The following is a 19,614-nucleotide window of genomic DNA, read 5'->3' as shown; positions in this document are numbered from 1 at the left end:
GACGGAGTGTTATAGGATGAGCAAACGTATACCAGATGAACTTTTGGAGCAAATCCAAAAAAACGCAGACATTGTCGAAGTGATTGGAGAATACGTACAGCTTAGAAAGCAAGGTCGAAATTACTTCGGTCTTTGTCCATTCCATGGTGAAAATACTCCTTCATTCTCTGTTTCAGCAGATAAGCAAATCTTCCATTGTTTTGGCTGTGGTGCAGGAGGTAATGTATTTTCGTTCCTCAGACAAATGGAAGGCTACTCATTTATTGAAGCCGTTTCACATGTTGCTGATAAGTACCATATTGATTTGCCTGATCATGTAGCAAATGCTCAGGTCAGCTCCTCACAGCAAGAGGACACTGCAGATCATAAAATGATTGAAGCGCATGAGCTTCTTAAGAAATTTTACCACCATTTGCTGGTAAATACAAAGGAAGGTCAAAACGCACTCGATTATTTACGGGCGAGAGGCTTTACGGATGAAACAATTGCCAAGTTTGAGATCGGATATGCTCTTGACTCTTGGGATTTCGTGACCAAGTTTTTAGAAAAACGAGGGTTTGATCCTGTGATGATGGAGAAGGCTGGTCTTTTGATTCAACGTGAAAACGGAACAGGCTTTTTTGACCGCTTTAGGGATCGTGTGATGTTTCCCATTCATGATCATCATGGGACAGTCGTCGCTTTTTCCGGAAGATCGCTTGGTGATCAGCAGCCTAAGTATATGAATAGTCCTGAAACGCCACTTTTTCATAAAAGTAAGCTGCTTTATCACTTTCATGACGCGCGTATGCATATACGAAAACGCGAACGGGCGGTTCTTTTCGAAGGATTTGCTGACGTCATTTCAGCTGTCACATCAGGTGTCGGCGAAAGTGTTGCAACAATGGGTACGTCTCTAACAGAAGAGCACGTAAAACTTCTCAGACGTAACGTAGAAGAGATCATTCTTTGCTATGACTCTGACACGGCCGGTTATGAAGCCACCATGAAAGCATCAGATTTGCTTGGAAAAAGAGGATGTAAAGTTCGCGTTGCCATGATACCAGATGGACTTGATCCAGATGATTACATTCGTAAATATGGCGGCGAGAAATTTAGGAATGACATCATAGATGCAAGTGTGACATTAATGACTTTTAAGATGAACTTTTTCCGTAGAGGAAAGAATTTATCTGATGAAGGAGACCGGCTTACTTATATGAAGCAGGTACTCCGAGAAATTAGCCGGTTAAACGGTTCCTTGGAACAAGAGATTTACATGAAACAGATTGCTGGAGAGTTCTCGATCTCACTTGATTCATTAAAAGAACAACTGGAGCTGTTTGAAAAACAGCAGCGGCAAGAAGCCAAAAGCACACAGGAAGAAAGCGGGCTTGAAAAACGGCGTGCACATCTGTCAACACAGGTAAGAAGAAAGCGTCTGCGGCCAGCATATGAAAATGCAGAGCGAATGCTGCTTGCTCATATGTTAAAAAGTGATGACGTGATCCGAAAAGTACTTGACAGAGTAGGTATTGAATTTAATATAGATTCTCACAGGGCGCTGGCCACGTACATTTATGCTTTGTATGAAGAAGGCAAAGAACCAACGCCGCAGCATCTGATGAACCGTATAGAAGATGATATTATCAATCAGCTTCTGACGGATATATTCATGATTCAAGTTGGAGACGAACTAAGTGAAGCTGAATTAAGTGATTATGTAAAAAAAGTGTTGAATCATCGGAATTTGTCAATGATAAAGGAAAAAGAACTAGAACGTGCAGAAGCGGAGAGGCAAAAAGATTTCTTCAAAGCGGCAACACTTGCAAAAGAAATTATTCAGTTGAACCGTTCGCTGAAGTAATACGTCTAATATTTATGACAAGACTTACGGCTGGCAATGAATCCTTTACGGGAGGAGCATAAGACCGCAAGCATCTTGCCTTCATCATTATTTATTTTATTCCTATTTGCTCATCTGTTTGATAAAGAGAGAAAAGCAGAGCGAAAGCAAATCGCAAGTTACTTTAGAATTCGTTGCAAGCTTTGGAAGGAGGGATCCATAATGGCTGATAAACAAGCCCACGAAACCGAAACTGAATTAACCTTTGAACAGGTGAGAGATAAGCTCACTGAAACGGGTAAAAAACGGGGCGTTTTAACATACGAAGAAATTGCAGAGCGTATGTCTAGCTTTGAAATTGAATCAGACCAAATGGATGAATACTATGAATACTTAGGCGAACAGGGTGTAGAGCTCATCAGTGAAAACGAAGAGACAGAAGACCCAAATGTTCAGCAGCTGGCTAAAGCAGAAGAGGAATTTGACCTGAATGATTTAAGCGTACCACCAGGTGTCAAAATTAATGATCCTGTTCGTATGTATTTAAAAGAAATCGGACGCGTCAATTTGTTATCTGCTAAAGAAGAAATTACGTATGCTCAAAAGATCGAAGAAGGCGATGAGGAATCAAAAAGAAGATTAGCGGAAGCAAACCTTCGTCTCGTTGTCAGCATCGCGAAACGCTACGTCGGTCGTGGTATGCTGTTCCTTGACTTGATTCAAGAAGGAAACATGGGTCTTATGAAGGCAGTTGAGAAGTTTGATTACCGCAAAGGATACAAATTCTCAACATATGCAACCTGGTGGATTAGACAGGCGATCACGCGTGCGATTGCCGATCAGGCCAGAACAATCAGGATCCCGGTTCATATGGTGGAAACCATTAATAAATTGATCCGTGTTCAAAGACAGCTTCTGCAAGACCTAGGCAGAGAACCAACGCCAGAGGAAATTGCTGAAGACATGGATTTAACTCCAGAAAAGGTAAGAGAAATTCTTAAAATTGCGCAAGAGCCTGTATCTTTAGAAACACCTATTGGTGAAGAAGATGACTCGCATCTTGGTGATTTTATTGAAGACCAAGAGGCGACATCTCCATCTGACCATGCTGCATACGAATTGTTAAAAGAGCAGCTTGAAGATGTATTAGACACGCTAACGGACCGTGAAGAAAATGTACTGAGACTACGCTTCGGACTAGATGACGGAAGAACACGTACGTTAGAAGAGGTTGGAAAGGTGTTCGGCGTCACAAGAGAGCGTATCCGCCAAATTGAAGCGAAAGCTCTGCGTAAATTAAGACACCCAAGCAGAAGTAAACGATTAAAAGACTTCTTAGAGTAGAAACTGGACGGATCTTGAAAGAGATCCGTTCTTTCTTCATCAAAAATGAAAACGCTTTTTTCAATCTGATTATATTTTACTGAATAACAAATGAATTTGCAACGTTCTTAGAGAAAAGATGTATAAAAAATACATCAAAATGTGCTGAAGGCTTCATTTCTCATCTTGCATCATTTTTGTCTAATCTGTGAACTTGACCAAAGTTTTGTATCATAATTCGTTTACTTTTTGTAAAATTAAAGTAGAATTAGAATTGTTTGCATAGTCTCAAAGGGGTTTTCACAAAGGGGAGGATGAAAGAAATGAAACGGAATCCACTTATACCATTCTTATTGATTGCCATTTTAGGTATTGGACTCACTTTTTTCTTATCAATGAAGGGGTTGAAAGATGAAGACAAAATCGCCTCTGGAGGCGAGGAGCAAAAACAAGAAGAGACAGCGAATGCGACGCCGGAAGAATTGTATAAGCAAAACTGTCTGAGCTGTCACGGGGAAAACTATGAAGGCGGCGCAGGTCCTGCATTAAAAGGCGTTGGAGACAAGCTTGAAGTGGCAGACATCAAGAAGAAAATTCAAGAAGGCGGCAACGGGATGCCAGGCGGGCTGATCCCGAATGAAAAGCTCGATGAAATGTCGGAATGGGTATCCAAAATTAAATAATGTTACGCAAAAAGCTCTTTTTCATCAGAAGAGCTTTTTTCATTTGAAAACGACTTTTAAAAAGTCCATAATTTATATAAGATAGACAAGTATGAACATTAAAGAAAAGTAGTGATACGTATGAATGAAATGAATTTATCAAAACGATTAAAAAGAGTCGCAGACTTTTTACCGCATGAGGTCGTCTTTGCTGATATCGGCTCAGATCATGCCTATTTGCCATGCTATGCGATCCTGCATCAAAAAGCAGTAAAAGCCATTGCTGGTGAAATTACAGAGGGACCGCTTCAATCGGCGAAGCAGCAAGTACATAGACTTGAATTAGATGACCAGATCTCGGTCAGAAAAGGCAATGGCCTTGAAGTTATTGAAAAGGGCGAAGTGAATGCTATCACGATTGCAGGTATGGGCGGAGCACTCATCGCAAGCATTTTAAATGATGGCAAGCATAAGCTCGCAGGCCATGAGAGGCTCATTCTTCAGCCAAATATCCATGCTCACCACATTCGTTTATGGCTCTATCAAGAGGGGTATGAATTGATGAATGAAGTCATTTTAGAAGAGGATGGCAAAATATACGAAATCATGATCGCAGAAAAAGGCGACAAAGATAAAGCCTATGAAGGGATGTCGATTGAAACAGGCATGCTAGTTGGTCCGTTTCTTGCGAAAGAGCAAAACGACGTCTTCCGGCGCAAGTGGATGCAAGAGCTTCAGCATATGGAGAAAATAGAAAGTCAAATTCAGCAGGCAGCGCGGGCAGAAGAGAATAAGGAGCGCCTTGAAGAGCTGCATGTAAAAATAAAGATTCTAAAGGAGGTTTTGACTGTTGGCTAAAACAGTAAACGGACATGAAATCATCCAATTATTTGAACAATTTTCACCAAAGGCATATGCCGTAGAAGGTGACAAAATCGGTCTCCAGATTGGGACGTTAAATAAAAAGGTAAACAATGTCATGATCACCTTGGATGTATTAGAGAATGTGGTAGATGAGGCGATCGAAAGAAATGTGGATCTCATTATTGCTCACCATCCACCGATCTTCCGTCCGTTAAAACATGTAGCGACAGATCAGCCAGCTGGACGGATCATTGAGAAATGCATCAAACATGATATTGCGGTATATGTGGCACATACGAATTTAGATGTGGCTGATGGAGGAGTCAATGACTTGCTTGCGGAGGCTTTAGAGCTTGAAGAAACAAGTGTGTTAGTCCCGACATATGAAGATCAAATCAAACAGCTTGCCCTGTATGTCCCGCAGGAATTTGAAGAAGCCATCCGTACAGCTTTAGGAAATGCAGGCGCAGGCCATATTGGCAACTACAGCCATTGCGCGTTTTCAAATGAGGGGACAGGCAGCTTTTTGCCATCAGAAGATGCGGATCCGTTCATTGGTGAGAGCGGTCAATTGGAATTTGTCAAAGAAGTGCGGATTGAAACCATTTTCCCGGCAAGTATAGAAAAACAAGTGATTCGTGAAATGATTAAAGCACATCCTTATGAAGAAGTCGCTTATAGTGTACACACGACAGATCTTCCTCCTATTCAAAAAGGCCTTGGCCGTATAGGGGAGCTAAGAGAGCCTATGACCCTTGGAGATTTTACACGATTTGTGAAGACAAAGCTGGATGTAAATGGTGCTCGCTTTGTAGGTGATCAGGACGCTGTTGTGAAAAAAGTGGCTGTGCTTGGCGGAGACGGAAATAAATACATTCATCAAGCGAAAAGAATGGGTGCTGATGTGTATGTGACAGGGGATCTTTATTTCCATGTCGCCCATGATGCCATGATGCTCGGGCTGAACGTAGTGGACCCAGGGCATTATGCAGAAAAGATTATGAAAGAGGGCGTAAAGGCGAAGCTTCAATCGCTATGTTCAGATAAAAAGTATGATGTACAGCTCTTTGTTTCTGAATCGAACACAAACCCATTTCAATTTATGTAAACAAAAAAACGTCAGAGCTGCTATGCTCTGACGTTTTCTTTATTTCTTTGTTTTCACGCGCGGTAGTATTTTCGAAAGAGGAACCGACCGTTCAATCTTCCAAGTTGCTTCATCATCCGGCTCGTAGTTTTCTAAGAAACGTATGACTTCCTTTGTAATAGGTGTTGGTGTTGAAGCACCAGCAGTAACGGCAACGGTATTTACGCCTTGCAGCCACTCCAGCTTGAGCTCACTTAGGTCACCAATACGGTAAGCCTGCGTTCCAGCAATCTCCATGGACACTTGTGCCAGACGGTTGGAGTTATTACTTTTTGGATCGCCGACAACAATGGTAAGATCAGCTTGGCCAGCTTGCTCGGAAACAGCTTCCTGACGTACCTGTGTCGCAAGACAAATTTCTTGATGGTACTCGACGTGAGGGTATTTCTCTTTAATCAGCTCCATTAGATCGTGAACATCCCACTGAGACATCGTCGTCTGATTGGTGATGAGCAGTTTATCTGATGTTAAATCGAGCGCCTCAATGTCGGCTTCTGTTTCGACAAGATGCACCTTGTCAGGAGCTACTCCGACAGCTCCCTCTGGCTCAGGATGACCCTTTTTCCCAATATAAATAATGTCATATCCATCGGCTGTTTTCTCTGAAATGAGTTCATGTGTTTTCGTTACATCGGGACAGGTTGCATCAATGGTGATAAGGCCTTTTTCTTCTGCAATTTGACGAACCTCAGGTGAAACGCCGTGAGCGGTGAAAATGACTGTTCCGCTTTCAACCTGCTTTAAAATGTCCATGCGGTTTGGTCCGTCCAGTGTGTAGATCCCATCTTCTTCGAAGGCATCTGTCACGTGCTTGTTGTGCACAATCATACCTAATATATAAATTGGGCGTGGCAAGTTTTTATCAAGTGCGGCATTTTTAGCAATGACCATTGCATCCACAACGCCATAGCAATAGCCACGCGGCGAAATTTTAATTACATTCATTTATTCGTCCTCCTGTAGGGAAGTGCTTCTAGAGAAGAACAATATAAAAAGCCGTAAAAAACGGCTTTTTATCATTCTCTAGCTTCCATTATAGCCAAAGTAAGCGCATATATCAAAGATTGTTATACGCAGTGAACACTTCGCCGTTAAAAGATCACTAGACATATAGTTTTGGAACAGAACTGCCAGGTCTTTTTTTCGGTTTTGCTTCAGGAGCAGATGATGTGTGAGGAGCTGCTTTTTTGACCAGGATGTCCTCTGGTTCTTTGTTTTCTTCTATTTCATCATCTCGTGCTGCTTCTTCTTGCGGCACTTCTGTTTCCTCGCCGATCTCTTTAGGTTCTTCATCTTCGCCTGTTTCATCATCCGCACTGCCGAGCTGACTGTACAGCTTAATCATCGCAGGCAGATTTCTTACTAAAGGACCGTATTGCTGAATCATTGGCGTAAATTGCTGCGCCATACCGAGCACTTTTTGTACATTTCCTAACATGCTTGAGAGGGTCGCAGGATTTGTGAAGCTCTGGATTCCTTGTAATCCCGCACCACCTCCAGAGACCCCTGCTCCCCCTGCGCCAGGAAGAAATTTAGCGAGCATGCCTTTCATTCCTGTGCCGCCGCCTAGTGCACGGCTTTCGCCTCCTGGCATTCCGCCCATTCCGCGTATACCGCCTCCCTGTACAGACGGGGAGCGAGGTATCATTTGCTGAAATTGATTGCCTTGCCCTTGAAAAGGCTGTTCGATAGGAGGCTGCTGCCCTCTTTGAAAAATCCCGGGTTGTCCGCCATTTCCAAGATGCCGGCGTGAGGGACGGTGCGGCTGAAAATCGCCCATAGGCTTTTGCCCTAACATACTTGTACCTCCCTTACTGCATTCTCTTTCTCTTCATAGGTTATGCAAGGAAGCATCAATTGGTTTCCTGTAAGAAAAGCGGACATGGTTTTTTTGCTGAAAATCAGCTATAATGAGGAGATGAGCAAAAAGGCATTGCCTTAAGGAGTGAAAACATGAACGAAACAAAATTTACGACATATGAATTAAAGCCTTTTATTATAGATGCTATTCATGAACTGGGCTTTTATGAGCCAACTGATATTCAAAAAAGAATCATCCCTGCTGTGTTAAAAGGAGAAAGCGTGATTGGTCAATCACAAACAGGAACAGGAAAAACTCACGCGTACTTATTGCCGCTTATTCATTCAATTGATCCAAGCAAAGAGCAAGTACAAGTTGTGATTACTGCACCTACAAGAGAATTAGCCAATCAAATTTTCAAAGAAGCCCAAACGATTTTAAAGAATGCCTCTCCAGAAGAAGAGATGAAAGCAAAGCTTTACATTGGCGGAACGGACAAGCAGAAATCCATTCAAAAGCTAAAAACCCAGCCGCATTTGGTCGTCGGTACACCTGGACGTATTGCTGACCTCATTCATGAGCAGGCGCTGAATGTTTACAAAGCGACATCTCTTGTCATTGATGAAGCGGATTTAATGCTGGATATGGGATTTCTAGAAGATGTGGACCGTATTGGTTCACAAATGCCAGAACAGCTGCAAATGCTTGTGTTCTCAGCAACTATTCCAGAAAAACTAAAGCCGTTCCTGAAAAAATATATGGACAATCCAAAATATGCCCATGTTGAACCAAAACGAATTACAGCTGAAAATATTCAGCATATTTTAGTCCCATCTAAACAGCGTGACAAGCTAAAATTGCTTCATGAAATGGTGACGAATGTACAGCCTTATTTAGGCATCATTTTTGCCAATACAAAAACAACCGTTGATGAAATCGCATCATTCCTACAAGAAAAAGGAATGAAAGTTGGAGTGCTTCATGGCGGATTAACGCCGCGCGAACGTAAAAAAGTAATGAAACAAATTGATGATTTAGAGTTCACTTATATTGTGGCATCTGATCTTGCAGCCCGCGGAATTGATATTAAAGGCGTCAGCCACGTGATCAACTATGAACTTCCAACTGATCTTGATTTTTATGTTCACCGTGTTGGTAGAACAGCTCGAGCTGGTTCATCTGGAATTGCGATGACTATTTATGAGCTTGCTGATGAGGATGCACTCATTCAAATCGAGAAAATGGGCGTTGTGTTTGAAAACAAAACCATTGTTCATGGCGAATGGCGAGATGCAGATGACCGCTTGAAGCGTCAAAGACGTAAAAAAGCACCTAATGAAATTGAAGAAAAAGCAAAGCGTCTTGTGAGAAAACCGAAAGCCGTCAAACCTGGATATAAAAAGAAAATGACACGTGAGATGGACAAAATCAAGAGACAGGAACGTAGAAAGTCAAAGCGTAATGGAAAGTAGGGGGAAACATTGTTGAAGATTGGTTCACATGTATCCATGAGCGGAAAACATATGCTTCTTGCAGCGAGTCAAGAAGCTGCCTCTTATGGTTCGAATACGTTTATGATTTATACAGGTGCACCGCAAAATACGCGCCGCAAAAAAATTGAAGACCTCAATATTGAAGCTGGACAAGCGCATATGAAAGAGCATGGTATGACAGATATCGTCGTACATGCACCGTATATTATTAATATTGGGAACACCGTCAATCCAGCGACATTTGAGCTTGGCGTGGACTTCCTTCGCTCTGAGATTGAACGTACAGAAGCGCTAGGTGCAGGGCAGATTGTTCTCCACCCAGGTGCACATGTCGGAGCAGGACCAGAAGCAGGAATCCAAAAAATCATTGAAGGTTTAAACGAAGTCATCGTAAAAGGGCAAAAGGTTCAAATTGCACTTGAAACAATGGCAGGCAAAGGATCAGAGTGCGGAAGAAGCTTTGAAGAGCTTGCCCAAATTATCGACGGAGTGACACATAACGAAGCACTTTCTGTCTGCTTTGATACGTGTCACACACACGATGCTGGTTACCCGATTGTGACTGACTTTGATGGGGTGTTAGAAGAATTTGATCGAATCGTCGGTATTGACCGAATCAAGGTTCTTCATATTAATGACAGTAAAAACGTACAAGGCGCAAGAAAAGACCGACATGAAAATATCGGCTTTGGTGAAATTGGCTTCGATGCACTGAACTATATTGTGCATCACCCGCAGCTTCAAGAAGTGCCCAAAATCTTAGAAACGCCTTATGTAGGTGAAGATAAAAAGAACAAAAAACCACCTTACAAATTCGAAATTGCGATGCTGAAAGAAAAGCAATTTGACGAAGGCTTACTAGATAAAATTAAGGGTCAGTAAAAAAGCATACAACATCATGAGGTGCCGCTAAATGCGGCCCTTTTTTGCTTAACTTGTAAACTGATTAAACAGATCATTGACAGTCTGAGCTGTCTGTTTAGAAGTAATCGCTTCCACTTGCTTAAGAAGCCGGTTACGCTCTGCATCATTAAAAATATTGACGTTTTTCCCATTCATGAGTTTGGCCACCTCGGCAGCTTGGTTTGACGTTAAACTGACACCATACTGTTTCGCATACCTTAACAGATCATTTGCTGTGATCTGATTAAGCCGCTGCAGGACAATTTTTTGAATTAAAATCAATTCCATTCCTCCCCTCTGTAACAATGTATGGGCGAAAACGGAAAATGTGCAAAAAATTTTATTTTACCCTGTGAAATGATAAAATAGTAAAGTGAATAAAATGATTATTGAAAATTTAACATGTGTAGAAGGGAGAACGTATGGCAAATAGTAAACAGCATAGAAAGGAATCAGTGCCTCATTTTATTTTGAGAATTTTCCTGATTCTAGTAGGAGCTGCATGCGCAGCAGTCAGCATTGAATTATTTTTAGTGCCAAACAATATTATTGATGGAGGCATCATCGGCATTTCGCTTATTTTGGATTATCTCTTTACAGATAACCCATTCATCAATTTTGCGACGATTGTTGTCATTTTAAATATTCCATTTATGATATCAGGATACAAACATATTGGGAAAACGTTTCTCATTTCCACTGTGATTGGGATTGTCAGCTTAGCCGTGATTGAATCTTCACTCCATCATGTAGAGGCATTTACAAATCAGCCGATCTTAGCCACTGTATTTGGCGGGCTATTACTTGGTTTTGGTGTTGGACTTGTCATCCGTAATGGAGGCTCAATGGATGGAACAGAGATCTTAGGAATTCTTCTGACGAAAAAAATTCCTTTCTCCGTCGGTGAGTTTGTCATGATCGTCAATGTGTTCATTTTTATTTGGGCAGGCTTTGTCTTCGGACCAGAGCAGGCTATGTATTCTGTCATGACATATTATTTGGCAATGAAAACAATTGATGCTGTCATTCAAGGGCTTGATGAAACAAAAGCTGTCATTATCGTGTCAGATTATTATGATGAAATTTCAGATGCGATTCTTCATCGACTTGGCAGGGGAACGACAAAGCTGAGAGGGAAAGGCGGTTATACAGATGAAGAAAAGGATGTCATCTACGCCGTTGTCACAAGACTTGAAATTACAAAGCTAAAATCCATTGTATTTGAAATTGATGGTCAAGCATTTATTACGATTATGGATACGCATGAAACAAAAGGCGGTAAGTTCAAAACAGCCATTCATTAGCTTTTATTTTACTTTTTAATCTTTCTTTTATATAATGAAATATATGTATGGACAGAGAAAATGGCAAAAGCCATTTTCTTTTTGTTGTATAAATCGTAATCATTCTTTTTATATTGATTAAAGGTGGAAAGATTCATGGCAAAGCCAATTATTGAAATGAAGGATATTTCGTACTCGTATGGACAGCGAAATGTCATTGATCACATTCATTTAACAGTAGAGGAAGGGAACTTTCTAGCACTTGTTGGACCGAATGGATCTGGTAAAACAACCTTATTAAAATGCCTGCTTGGGCTCATTAAACCACAGCAAGGTGAATTAAAGCTATTTGGCACGCCTGCGTCAAAATTTAGAGACTGGGATCAAATTGGATTTGTTTCTCAAAAGGCGAATAGTTTTAATACGGGTTTCCCTGCTTCTGTTTACGAGGTCGTTGCAAGTGGATTGACGGCGAAAATTGGTTTATTCAAACGAATGAGCAAGCAGGACAAATGGCAAGTTGAGGATGCCATTCGCTCAGTTGGCATACAAGATTTAAAGCACCAAAACATCGGTGAACTTTCAGGCGGTCAGCAGCAACGTGCTTTTATTGCCCGTGCGCTCGTCAGTCAGCCAAAGCTGCTCATTTTAGATGAACCGACGGTTGGGGTAGATCAGCGGACAGTAGAAGGCTTTTATCAGCTGCTTGAAACATTGAACAAAGAAAAAGGAATGTCTTTAATTCTCGTCACACACGACGTTGGCACCGTGTCTGATAAAGTCACCCATGTGGCTTGCTTAAATCAGACACTTCATTTCCACGGGGATGCAGAAACGTTTGATTCAATGGATGATCAAGCGTTATCTCAATTTTACGGACATGACATTCAAGTGATTCATCACGATCATCACCATCATGGGGGACATGAATAATGCTATTTCCATTTTTTCATTATGAATTTTTACAAAATGCGTTTATCGCAGGAATGCTGATCGGCTTTATTGCGCCCTTACTTGGTGTATTTATCGTCGTGAGAAGGCTCTCGCTGATTGCAGATGCCCTCAGTCACGTATCACTTGCCGGTATTGCAGCAAGCTTATTTCTTGATAAAAAGTTTGGCCTCTTGACAGGGGTGAGCCCGCTGTACTTAGGGATGGCGTTTTCTGTTGCCGGTTCATTGTTTATTGAACGTCTGCGCTCCGTGTATAAGCATTATCAGGAGCTTGCGATTCCTATTATTTTATCAGGTGGTATCGGGATTTCCGTCATCTTCATTTCACTAGCGAATGGCTTTAATACCGATTTGTTTAGTTATTTGTTCGGAAGTGTCAGTGCGGTTTCGAGATTAGATCTTTGGATTATTGTTGGGATTTCACTCGTTGTTGTGTTAGTTGTCGTGCTTTTATATAAAGAATTGTTTTTACTTTCTTTTGATGAAGAGCATGCAAAGGCTTCTGGTATTTCAGCGAAATGGATTCATTTTATTTTTATCTTAGTCGTCGCACTTGTCATTGCGGCATCAATGCGTATCGTAGGTACACTGCTTGTCTCTGCGCTTATGACGCTTCCTGTTGCGGCAAGTATCCGCATTGCTAAAGGATTTAAACAGGCGATCTTCCTTTCGATCTTGTTCGGTGAATTGTCTGTATTGGCCGGATTAATCTTAAGCTATTATCTAGATTTAGCGCCAGGCGGAACCATTGTGATGCTGTCCATTTTGATTTTAATCGGATGTATTAGTATTGGAAAATTCAGAAGGGGGAATCATCATGAACGTACAAGAAGCGCTTGATTTATTAAAGGAAAAAGGCTACAAATATACAAGCAAACGTGAAGATATGCTTCAATTGTTTTCTGATTCTGATAAATATTTGACCGCTAAAAATGTGCTGACGGCACTAAGTGAAGACTACCCGGGTCTTAGCTTTGATACGATATATCGAAACTTATCGCTATATGAAGACTTAGGTATATTAGAAACAACGGAATTGTCAGGGGAGAAGCTTTTTCGTTTTAAATGCTCATTTTCTCATCACCACCATCACTTTATTTGTCTTGCATGCGGTAAAACAAAGGAGATCGATGCCTGTCCTATGGACAAGCTAGACGCCGATTTAGAGGATTATCACATTAGCGGACATAAATTCGAAATCTACGGAACGTGTCCTTCCTGCGAACCGAAGGAAGTTCACTCATGAAAAAGCCAGCCGCAGAGCTGGCTTTTTCTTTTGTCTTTTTGAAAACGTTTTACAAAGGGCGGCTGTTTCATTAAAATGAGAACAAGGTACGATGCAGCAATTTGCGTCTTTTGGAGTAAAGGGAGGGGTCAAAAGTGGCGTATTATGTCGTGTTCGATGTAGGCGGGACGAGAACAAAACATGGATTAATGGATCAGGATGGGGAGCTGGTCACGAGCGGTGACTATCAAACGAACTGCCGGCAGCTTGAACCGTTTTTAGAAGCTATGGCGGATGTGGTCAAGCAATATCAAAGAACGTCGGATGTCAGCGGAATCGCTATTAGTCTTCCGGGTTTTGTGGACAGTGAAATAGGTTATACAGAATTTGCAGGAGCCATCATCGCCTTAAATGGTCAAAATGTAAAAACACTGCTAGAAGAGAAAACATCTCTTCGTGTTGAAGTTGAAAATGATGCGAATTGTGCAGCTCTTGCAGAAAAATATAGTGGCCATGCGAAAGATTGTGACAGCTTTATTTGTATGACGATTGGGACAGGTGTTGGCGGTGGTCTTTTCGCTGGCGGTCAGCTTGTGCGCGGGGCTTCCTTCCGCGGCGGTGAATTTGGCATGATGCTGACAGAGACAGAAAATGGACAATTTACAACACTCAACAGCAGTGCTTCAACGGCTGGATTAATTCGCAGCTATAAAGAAAAGCAAGGAATTCCGCAAAGTACTCAAATAGACGGTCAAGAAATTTTTGAAAAGGCAAAGCACGATCCGTCCATTGAGAAGCTGGTGGATCAGTGGTATAAGCGAATCGCCATTGGCATTTACAATGTAGCAACTGTTCTTAATCCAGAGAAAATCCTCATAGGCGGCGGCGTAAGTGCAAGACCGGATTTACTATCAAGCATTGAGAAACATTTACATACACTGCATGCATGGAAGAATATTCAGGTGAAGCTGGAAACGTGCTACTACTTGAATCAGGCAGGCATGAAGGGAGCACTGTACCATTTTCTCATGAAAGAAGGTCAGCTTGTTCCATCAAAAAAGCCGATATATTAAACGTATCGGTTTCAGCATGTAGACAAACCCTTGCATTCTTTGTCCACAATCAAAAGCCGATATATTAAAGTATCGGCTTTTCTACATTAATAAGCAGTTTCCAAACGCTGCTCGTATTGTTTGATCCATTGAGATGCTTCCTGCCAGTTGTTGACGCGTATAATCCTGTCGTCAAGGGGCATTTGATTATAAGGGGAGTTAAAAAGAATAACCGGAATGTCAGCCTCTTTTGCAATCATCGTAGCATTCCCATGATGATCCTCGAAAAACACATCAATCTTGTGCTTTTGAACAGCTTCGAGCTTATGATGACCGCCAACCAGCTCAATGTCATCATAGTGCACGTGGTGTTTGTGAAACCACTCGTAGGTGATATCCGCGTGATGCTGCCTTCTTGCTGTAATATAAATCAGCCTGTGTTGATGTTTCATTTGATCAAGAATCTCTTTTGCATCCTTAGCAGGCTTTGCCTGTTTATATATAAGAGGCTCATGCTCATTCATCCAGCCCCAAAATTCTTCTTGAGAAATATTTAAAAGCTTCGTCAAATCATATTCTGTCATATCATCTAGTGTCATGGCACATCGAAACGACTTATTTAAATAGGGAACAAAGGTGTCCTGCGCCGTCACTGTGCCATCTATATCAATTCCTAAACGTAACATGCCCACACTCCTCATTTTTATACTCTTAAAGTGTAACATAATCAATTCACAATTCCAGCAAGTTTTAGCAAACATGAAACAGACATTTTTGCTCATACTAAAAAAGCTCCTTTCTATTAACCAAAAGGGGGAATTGATCATGGAAAGAGACGAAGATTTCAGAAGAAATGATCGTGAAATCGACACAAACTTTAGTAATGATGATGGCTATCTAGAGGAAACAGCTGCTGAAATTGCAGAGCCATATCAGGCTTCAAGAGATCGAGTAGACAGACGAGAACGTGACCAAGCAGGTGACGATTCAGGCAGTAAGGGGATAGGCTATACAGCACTCGCAATTGCGATTATCTCACTATTTGTCTTGCCGGTGCTATTAGGAGTAGCGGCAATCGTCGTTGGTTATATTGCAAGAAGAAAAGGAGCACATGCGCTTGGCGCATGGTCAATCGGGATCGGAATTGTTTCCGTCATCCTTGGCATATTTATCACCCCGTTCTTTTAACAAGAACAGGAAAACGCCTGACAGTGACGTCAGGCGTTTTTTGTTATGCGTTCGCTTTTTCTTTTTCAGCTTCCATTTTTGCATAATGCTCTTCAGCGATTTTATCGATTTCTTTTTTCAGTTCTTCAACCATTGTTTCTTCTGGCACTTTACGAACAATTTCACCTTTACGGAACAATAGGCCTTCGCCTCTAGCTCCAGCAATTCCGATATCAGCTTCGCGCGCTTCACCTGGACCGTTTACAGCGCAACCAAGAACAGCTACTTTAATCGGTGCTTTAATCGTGGAGATATATTCTTCGACTTCATTTGCAATGCTTATGAGGTCGATTTCAATTCGGCCGCAAGTTGGGCAAGAGATCAGTGTGGCTGCATTTGCTGCAAGACCAAATGATTTCAACAGTTCACGTGCTACTTTTACTTCCTCAACTGGATCAGCACTTAATGAAATGCGGAGTGTATTCCCAATCCCCATATTCAAAATAGCGCCGAGACCAGCTGCACTTTTGACTGTACCTGCAAATAATGTACCTGATTCAGTAATCCCAAGGTGAAGAGGGTAATCAAACGCTTTTGCCGCTTTTTCGTACGCCTCAATTGCTAGGTTAACATCAGATGCTTTCATGCTGACGATGATATCATGAAAATCTAGATCTTCTAGAATTTTAATGTGGTGCAGTGCACTTTCGACCATACCATCTGCTGTTGGGTAGCCGTATTTATCAAGAATTTTTTTCTCTAATGAACCGGCGTTTACCCCAATACGGATTGGAATGCCTTTTTCTTTTGCTGCTTTCACAACAGCTTCGACTTTTTCTCGTCTTCCGATGTTCCCTGGGTTGATTCGAATTTTGTCTGCACCTGCTTCAATGGCTTTCAGTGCAAGCTTGTAGTCAAAATGAATATCGACAACAAGCGGGATGTTGATTTGTTTTTTAATATCCGCAATCGCATTTGCTGCACGCTCGTCTGGGCATGCGACACGCACGATTTGACAGCCTGCTTCTTCAAGACGCTTAATTTCAGCTACTGTCGCTTCGACATCATGTGTTTTGGTTGTTGCCATACTTTGGATGACAACTTCATTATTTCCACCTATAGTTAAAGGTCCCACTTTGACGGGACGCGTTTTAGTACGATGTGTGACTTCACTCACTTGTCAATCGCTCCTTAGTGTACAAGCAATCATTTGCCATGTACGTCTTGTTTTACAGTTCATATTGTAACAGTCTCTTTGTATGAATGACAAGGAATTAACGTTTTATCTCTTATACACCGGAAACTTATATGTGCTGCCTGCCCGAATTTCGTTTGCTTTGACGCCTTGATTCAGCTCTTCAAAATCTTCAATGACTTCATCAAGTGGCTTGCTTGTATGGACGATAGAGACGACGGTTTCACCTTGTTTCACAGTCACATTCTTATATGCTTTTTTCTCAGGTGTTTGAAAGGCATTTGCAGGGACAGCTGGACCTTCTTCAACAGGGATGGTGCCATTTTTTAAATCAAAAAAGATAATAAAAAGGACAAACAAACTGATTAGCAAAAAAATAATACGCCGCATTTCACTCACCGCTTTTAAGAGTTTACTTCAGTCTATGCATGTCCTGAAATGATAGAACCAAAATGAGGAGAAAAGCTGGAAAGCGTGGTTCTAGTTAGTTCTAGTGAGTCTTGTAATGAATTGAAAAAACACTTTGTTTTACGCTTGGCGGTGCTTTTTTCAAGCTTCTATGACCATTATGATAAAATAAAAGAAGGGGGAGTTTATGAAGAAACTAAGTCAGCATATATATGTGAGAACGCTAACAGAAAATGATGCACAATCACTATTCACACTTGAACTTGAGAATCGCTCATATTTTCAGCAATTTACACCTTTGGTCAAAGATGATTTTTTCACGTTATCTCGTCAAATTGAACGAATTCAGCGCAGTGTGGAAAGATGTGCACGGGATGAAGCTTACATGCATGGTATTTTCTTAAATGAAACAGATGCCTTAATTGGGACGATCTCATTAAGTTCTGTCGTAAGAGGCCCAATAGAAGGAGCTTGGCTGGGGTATGTACTTGATGAAAAGCATGGCGGGAAAGGGTATATGACAGAAGCCATTCGTTTAATCATCGATTATGCCTTTGATGAACTGCACCTTCATCGTATTGAGGCTGGAGTAAAGCCGGGTAATATAGGTTCCATTCGTGTGCTTGAAAAGACAGGTTTTGAAAATGAGGGACTGAATCGTAAAAAAGTAAAGATTAATGGCGTGTGGGAGGATCATTATTTGTTTGCGATGATTCATCCAGATGAATCATAGAGCATGAACATACATAAAAAGCTCCTCCAAGTTGGGGGAGCTTTCATTTACTCATTAACTTTTGACAAGTGGTTTATGTTTAGCGGGTATTTCCTTTACGACAAGGTATAAGAAGATAAAGTTAATGACCCAATTTAATAAAAATGAATTCGCAACAGGCGTGTTTAATGCACTCATGATGGCGAAAAAGACCGTTGTTAATGTGAGTGAATAAGCAGAGAGTTTCCAAAGCATTTGGAAAGACAGCTCTTTTTGCTGCATGCGTTTAATAAATGTACCAAGCATCGCAAGGAAAGTTGCGCTAATGAACATGAGAGCCGCAGTTGATAGATATAGCAGCACACAGATGACTGGGATAATAATCGCTTGATTCTGATTTGTGACGCGGGCAAGTTCGTCTTTTGTCAGCGTTCCGCCAAGAAGTTGATACGGGATATCTGTCATTTGGCCATCAATGGCAATCACTGCTTTTTCTTTTAATAATGCGATGGCTGTTTGCTTTGATTCAAGCTCACTTGCTTTTATTTTTTCAGCAGGATCAAAAATGATCGTAATGCCGTTTTCTTCTTTTTCTATCGGTTCACTTTGATCCGCTTGAAGCTTTCCTTTTTCGATTGAGAAATCAGGTAAATCTTTTTTGATCACATGCTGAAATCCTGACATCGCATTCGAGATTTCTTGACTCATATGATAACCCTGAGGAACTGCTGCGATGATCGAAAGGATAAAAATGAATAAAATCGCTTTGCCAATCCCTGTAAACCGTGCTTTAGCAATATCTTTTGGAGAATAAATGCCTTTTAACAATAGATTAAATACGTTCAATCAATTCACTTCCTACATTCTTTTCTATTTCTCATATTGTATCAATGTCTATCTATCAAGTACAAGTATGGCCTTCATCGCTGGTTAAGATAGATGGAATGAGGCATAATGTATACAGCATATAAAAAGGAGGCGGCAGTGACTTGGACGTAATGTATTGGATTCTGGTTATCTGTGCATTTATCATTGCGTTTGTTGGACTTGTTTATCCAATTATCCCTAGCGTGGTCTTTATGGTTCTCGGATTTATTCTATATGGTTTCTTTTTCAGCTTCGAGCCGCTTACACTGACGTTCTGGCTCATTCAAGCCGTGTTTACCGCGGTATTATTTGCGGCAGATTATGTCTCAAACCTCATTGGGGTCAAGCGTTTTGGCGGCAGTCGTGCAGCTATTTGGGGAAGCACCATTGGGTTATTAGTCGGTCCTTTTGTGATTCCCGTTGCAGGAATTATCATTGGTCCATTTATCGGAAGTGTCATTGCAGAGCTCCTTGTTCATCAAAAAGATGTGAAGACGAGTGTGAAAGTGGGATTAGGCTCATTAATCGGGTTTATATCAGGTGTATTTGCCAAAGGATTGATTCAAGCGCTGATGCTGGGCATCTTTTTATTTTATGTCCTTCGCTAAATAGAAAAAGGGAGTTTAAAACTTTTTCTAAAGGGCTAAATACAAAATAAACACTGAAATGTTTCAGATCATGAGCAATAACATTGAAACAAGCCAATTCTTTTGATACTCTTTGAGTAGGTTGAA

General features: G+C 41.3%; 22 protein-coding genes. 15 read left to right on the top strand and 7 right to left on the bottom strand.

Annotation, left to right across the window (positions count from 1 at the left end):
* The first annotated feature begins 16 nt into the window (after positions 1-16).
* The 5 genes from dnaG to C6Y07_RS04830 all read left to right on the top strand — a co-directional run bounded on the left by dnaG (position 17) and on the right by C6Y07_RS04830 (position 5,782).
* Positions 17-1,846, top strand: a complete 1,830-nt coding sequence (dnaG, locus tag C6Y07_RS04850; RefSeq protein ID WP_106030983.1) for a DNA primase — start codon at positions 17-19, stop codon at positions 1,844-1,846.
* A gap of 201 nt (positions 1,847-2,047) precedes the next feature.
* Positions 2,048-3,169 carry an RNA polymerase sigma factor RpoD gene (gene rpoD / locus C6Y07_RS04845; protein ID WP_008342392.1) on the top strand — a complete coding sequence of 374 codons (1,122 nt, stop codon included), beginning with the start codon at positions 2,048-2,050 and terminating at the stop codon, positions 3,167-3,169.
* A gap of 302 nt (positions 3,170-3,471) precedes the next feature.
* The gene (gene cccA, locus C6Y07_RS04840) at positions 3,472-3,831 is read left to right on the top strand and encodes a cytochrome c550 (protein WP_003217503.1); all 360 of its coding nucleotides are present in this window, start codon (positions 3,472-3,474) and stop codon (positions 3,829-3,831) included.
* Positions 3,832-3,951: 120 nt separating this feature from the next.
* Positions 3,952-4,668: a tRNA (adenine(22)-N(1))-methyltransferase gene (locus C6Y07_RS04835; protein ID WP_106156287.1), complete on the top strand. Its 717-nt coding sequence runs from the start codon at positions 3,952-3,954 to the stop codon at positions 4,666-4,668.
* Entirely contained in the window at positions 4,661-5,782 is a 1,122-nt protein-coding gene (locus C6Y07_RS04830; RefSeq protein ID WP_060596667.1) for a Nif3-like dinuclear metal center hexameric protein, read from the top strand. Before C6Y07_RS04835 ends, C6Y07_RS04830 begins: the two co-directional genes overlap by 8 nt.
* A gap of 39 nt (positions 5,783-5,821) precedes the next feature.
* Here C6Y07_RS04830 and C6Y07_RS04825 read toward each other — a convergent pair whose 3' ends face one another.
* Positions 5,822-6,766: a 4-hydroxy-3-methylbut-2-enyl diphosphate reductase gene (locus C6Y07_RS04825; RefSeq protein WP_034661333.1), complete on the bottom strand. Its 945-nt coding sequence runs from the start codon at positions 6,764-6,766 to the stop codon at positions 5,822-5,824.
* Positions 6,767-6,923: 157 nt separating this feature from the next.
* Positions 6,924-7,619 carry a VrrA/YqfQ family protein gene (gene vrrA / locus C6Y07_RS04820; protein WP_066030649.1) on the bottom strand — a complete coding sequence of 232 codons (696 nt, stop codon included), beginning with the start codon at positions 7,617-7,619 and terminating at the stop codon, positions 6,924-6,926.
* Positions 7,620-7,774: 155 nt separating this feature from the next.
* Between vrrA and C6Y07_RS04815 the strand changes: the two genes are divergently transcribed.
* Together C6Y07_RS04815 and C6Y07_RS04810 are read left to right on the top strand one after the other, a co-directional pair.
* Complete coding sequence (locus C6Y07_RS04815; RefSeq protein ID WP_106071621.1) at positions 7,775-9,094, top strand: DEAD/DEAH box helicase; 1,320 nt, start codon at positions 7,775-7,777, stop codon at positions 9,092-9,094.
* Positions 9,095-9,103: 9 nt separating this feature from the next.
* Positions 9,104-9,997: a deoxyribonuclease IV gene (locus C6Y07_RS04810; RefSeq protein WP_106061278.1), complete on the top strand. Its 894-nt coding sequence runs from the start codon at positions 9,104-9,106 to the stop codon at positions 9,995-9,997.
* A 48-nt stretch (positions 9,998-10,045) separates the two neighbouring features.
* Here C6Y07_RS04810 and C6Y07_RS04805 read toward each other — a convergent pair whose 3' ends face one another.
* Entirely contained in the window at positions 10,046-10,300 is a 255-nt protein-coding gene (locus C6Y07_RS04805) for a DUF2624 domain-containing protein (protein ID WP_060596669.1), read from the bottom strand.
* 140 nt (positions 10,301-10,440) lie between these two features.
* Here C6Y07_RS04805 and C6Y07_RS04800 point away from each other — a divergent pair, with 140 nt between their 5' ends.
* The 5 genes from C6Y07_RS04800 (at position 10,441) to C6Y07_RS04780 (ending at position 14,552) form a co-directional block, all read left to right on the top strand.
* Positions 10,441-11,322: a YitT family protein gene (locus C6Y07_RS04800; RefSeq protein WP_066030651.1), complete on the top strand. Its 882-nt coding sequence runs from the start codon at positions 10,441-10,443 to the stop codon at positions 11,320-11,322.
* A gap of 135 nt (positions 11,323-11,457) precedes the next feature.
* Complete coding sequence (locus tag C6Y07_RS04795; RefSeq protein ID WP_095285396.1) at positions 11,458-12,234, top strand: metal ABC transporter ATP-binding protein; 777 nt, start codon at positions 11,458-11,460, stop codon at positions 12,232-12,234.
* Positions 12,234-13,094: a metal ABC transporter permease gene (locus tag C6Y07_RS04790; RefSeq protein ID WP_060596671.1), complete on the top strand. Its 861-nt coding sequence runs from the start codon at positions 12,234-12,236 to the stop codon at positions 13,092-13,094. The genes C6Y07_RS04795 and C6Y07_RS04790 overlap by 1 nt, the downstream gene beginning before the upstream one ends.
* Positions 13,072-13,500 (top strand): zinc uptake transcriptional repressor Zur, encoded by a 429-nt coding sequence (gene zur / locus C6Y07_RS04785; protein WP_012010595.1) that lies wholly within the window; start codon positions 13,072-13,074, stop codon positions 13,498-13,500. The genes C6Y07_RS04790 and zur overlap by 23 nt, the downstream gene beginning before the upstream one ends.
* Before the next feature lie 134 nt (positions 13,501-13,634).
* Complete coding sequence (locus C6Y07_RS04780; protein WP_106156285.1) at positions 13,635-14,552, top strand: ROK family protein; 918 nt, start codon at positions 13,635-13,637, stop codon at positions 14,550-14,552.
* Positions 14,553-14,638: 86 nt separating this feature from the next.
* Here the strand turns inward: C6Y07_RS04780 and C6Y07_RS04775 are convergent, their stop codons facing one another.
* Positions 14,639-15,217, bottom strand: coding sequence for a 5' nucleotidase, NT5C type (locus C6Y07_RS04775; RefSeq protein WP_106039260.1), 579 nt, complete (start codon positions 15,215-15,217; stop codon positions 14,639-14,641).
* Between the two features lie 139 nt (positions 15,218-15,356).
* Between C6Y07_RS04775 and C6Y07_RS04770 the strand changes: the two genes are divergently transcribed.
* Entirely contained in the window at positions 15,357-15,719 is a 363-nt protein-coding gene (locus C6Y07_RS04770) for a DUF308 domain-containing protein (RefSeq protein WP_060596674.1), read from the top strand.
* 43 nt (positions 15,720-15,762) lie between these two features.
* Here C6Y07_RS04770 and ispG read toward each other — a convergent pair whose 3' ends face one another.
* Positions 15,763-16,875, bottom strand: coding sequence for a flavodoxin-dependent (E)-4-hydroxy-3-methylbut-2-enyl-diphosphate synthase (ispG, locus tag C6Y07_RS04765; RefSeq protein WP_106030988.1), 1,113 nt, complete (start codon positions 16,873-16,875; stop codon positions 15,763-15,765).
* Positions 16,876-16,980: 105 nt separating this feature from the next.
* Positions 16,981-17,283 carry a hypothetical protein gene (locus C6Y07_RS04760; protein ID WP_003217371.1) on the bottom strand — a complete coding sequence of 101 codons (303 nt, stop codon included), beginning with the start codon at positions 17,281-17,283 and terminating at the stop codon, positions 16,981-16,983.
* Positions 17,284-17,488: 205 nt separating this feature from the next.
* On the opposite strand from C6Y07_RS04760, the gene C6Y07_RS04755 reads away from it, so the two are divergent.
* Positions 17,489-18,034 (top strand): GNAT family N-acetyltransferase, encoded by a 546-nt coding sequence (locus tag C6Y07_RS04755; protein WP_060596677.1) that lies wholly within the window; start codon positions 17,489-17,491, stop codon positions 18,032-18,034.
* 54 nt (positions 18,035-18,088) lie between these two features.
* Here the strand turns inward: C6Y07_RS04755 and C6Y07_RS04750 are convergent, their stop codons facing one another.
* Complete coding sequence (locus tag C6Y07_RS04750) at positions 18,089-18,859, bottom strand: DUF1189 domain-containing protein (RefSeq protein WP_106156283.1); 771 nt, start codon at positions 18,857-18,859, stop codon at positions 18,089-18,091.
* A gap of 143 nt (positions 18,860-19,002) precedes the next feature.
* Between C6Y07_RS04750 and C6Y07_RS04745 the strand changes: the two genes are divergently transcribed.
* Complete coding sequence (locus C6Y07_RS04745) at positions 19,003-19,488, top strand: DUF456 domain-containing protein (protein WP_106156281.1); 486 nt, start codon at positions 19,003-19,005, stop codon at positions 19,486-19,488.
* Positions 19,489-19,614: the final 126 nt, after the last annotated feature.

Source organism: Bacillus sp. LNXM12-1, assembly GCF_003004375.1.
Taxonomy (GTDB): domain Bacteria; phylum Bacillota; class Bacilli; order Bacillales; family Bacillaceae; genus Bacillus.
The sequence above is the reverse complement of the archived record's forward strand: the minus strand, read 5'-3'. Positions and strand labels throughout refer to the sequence as shown.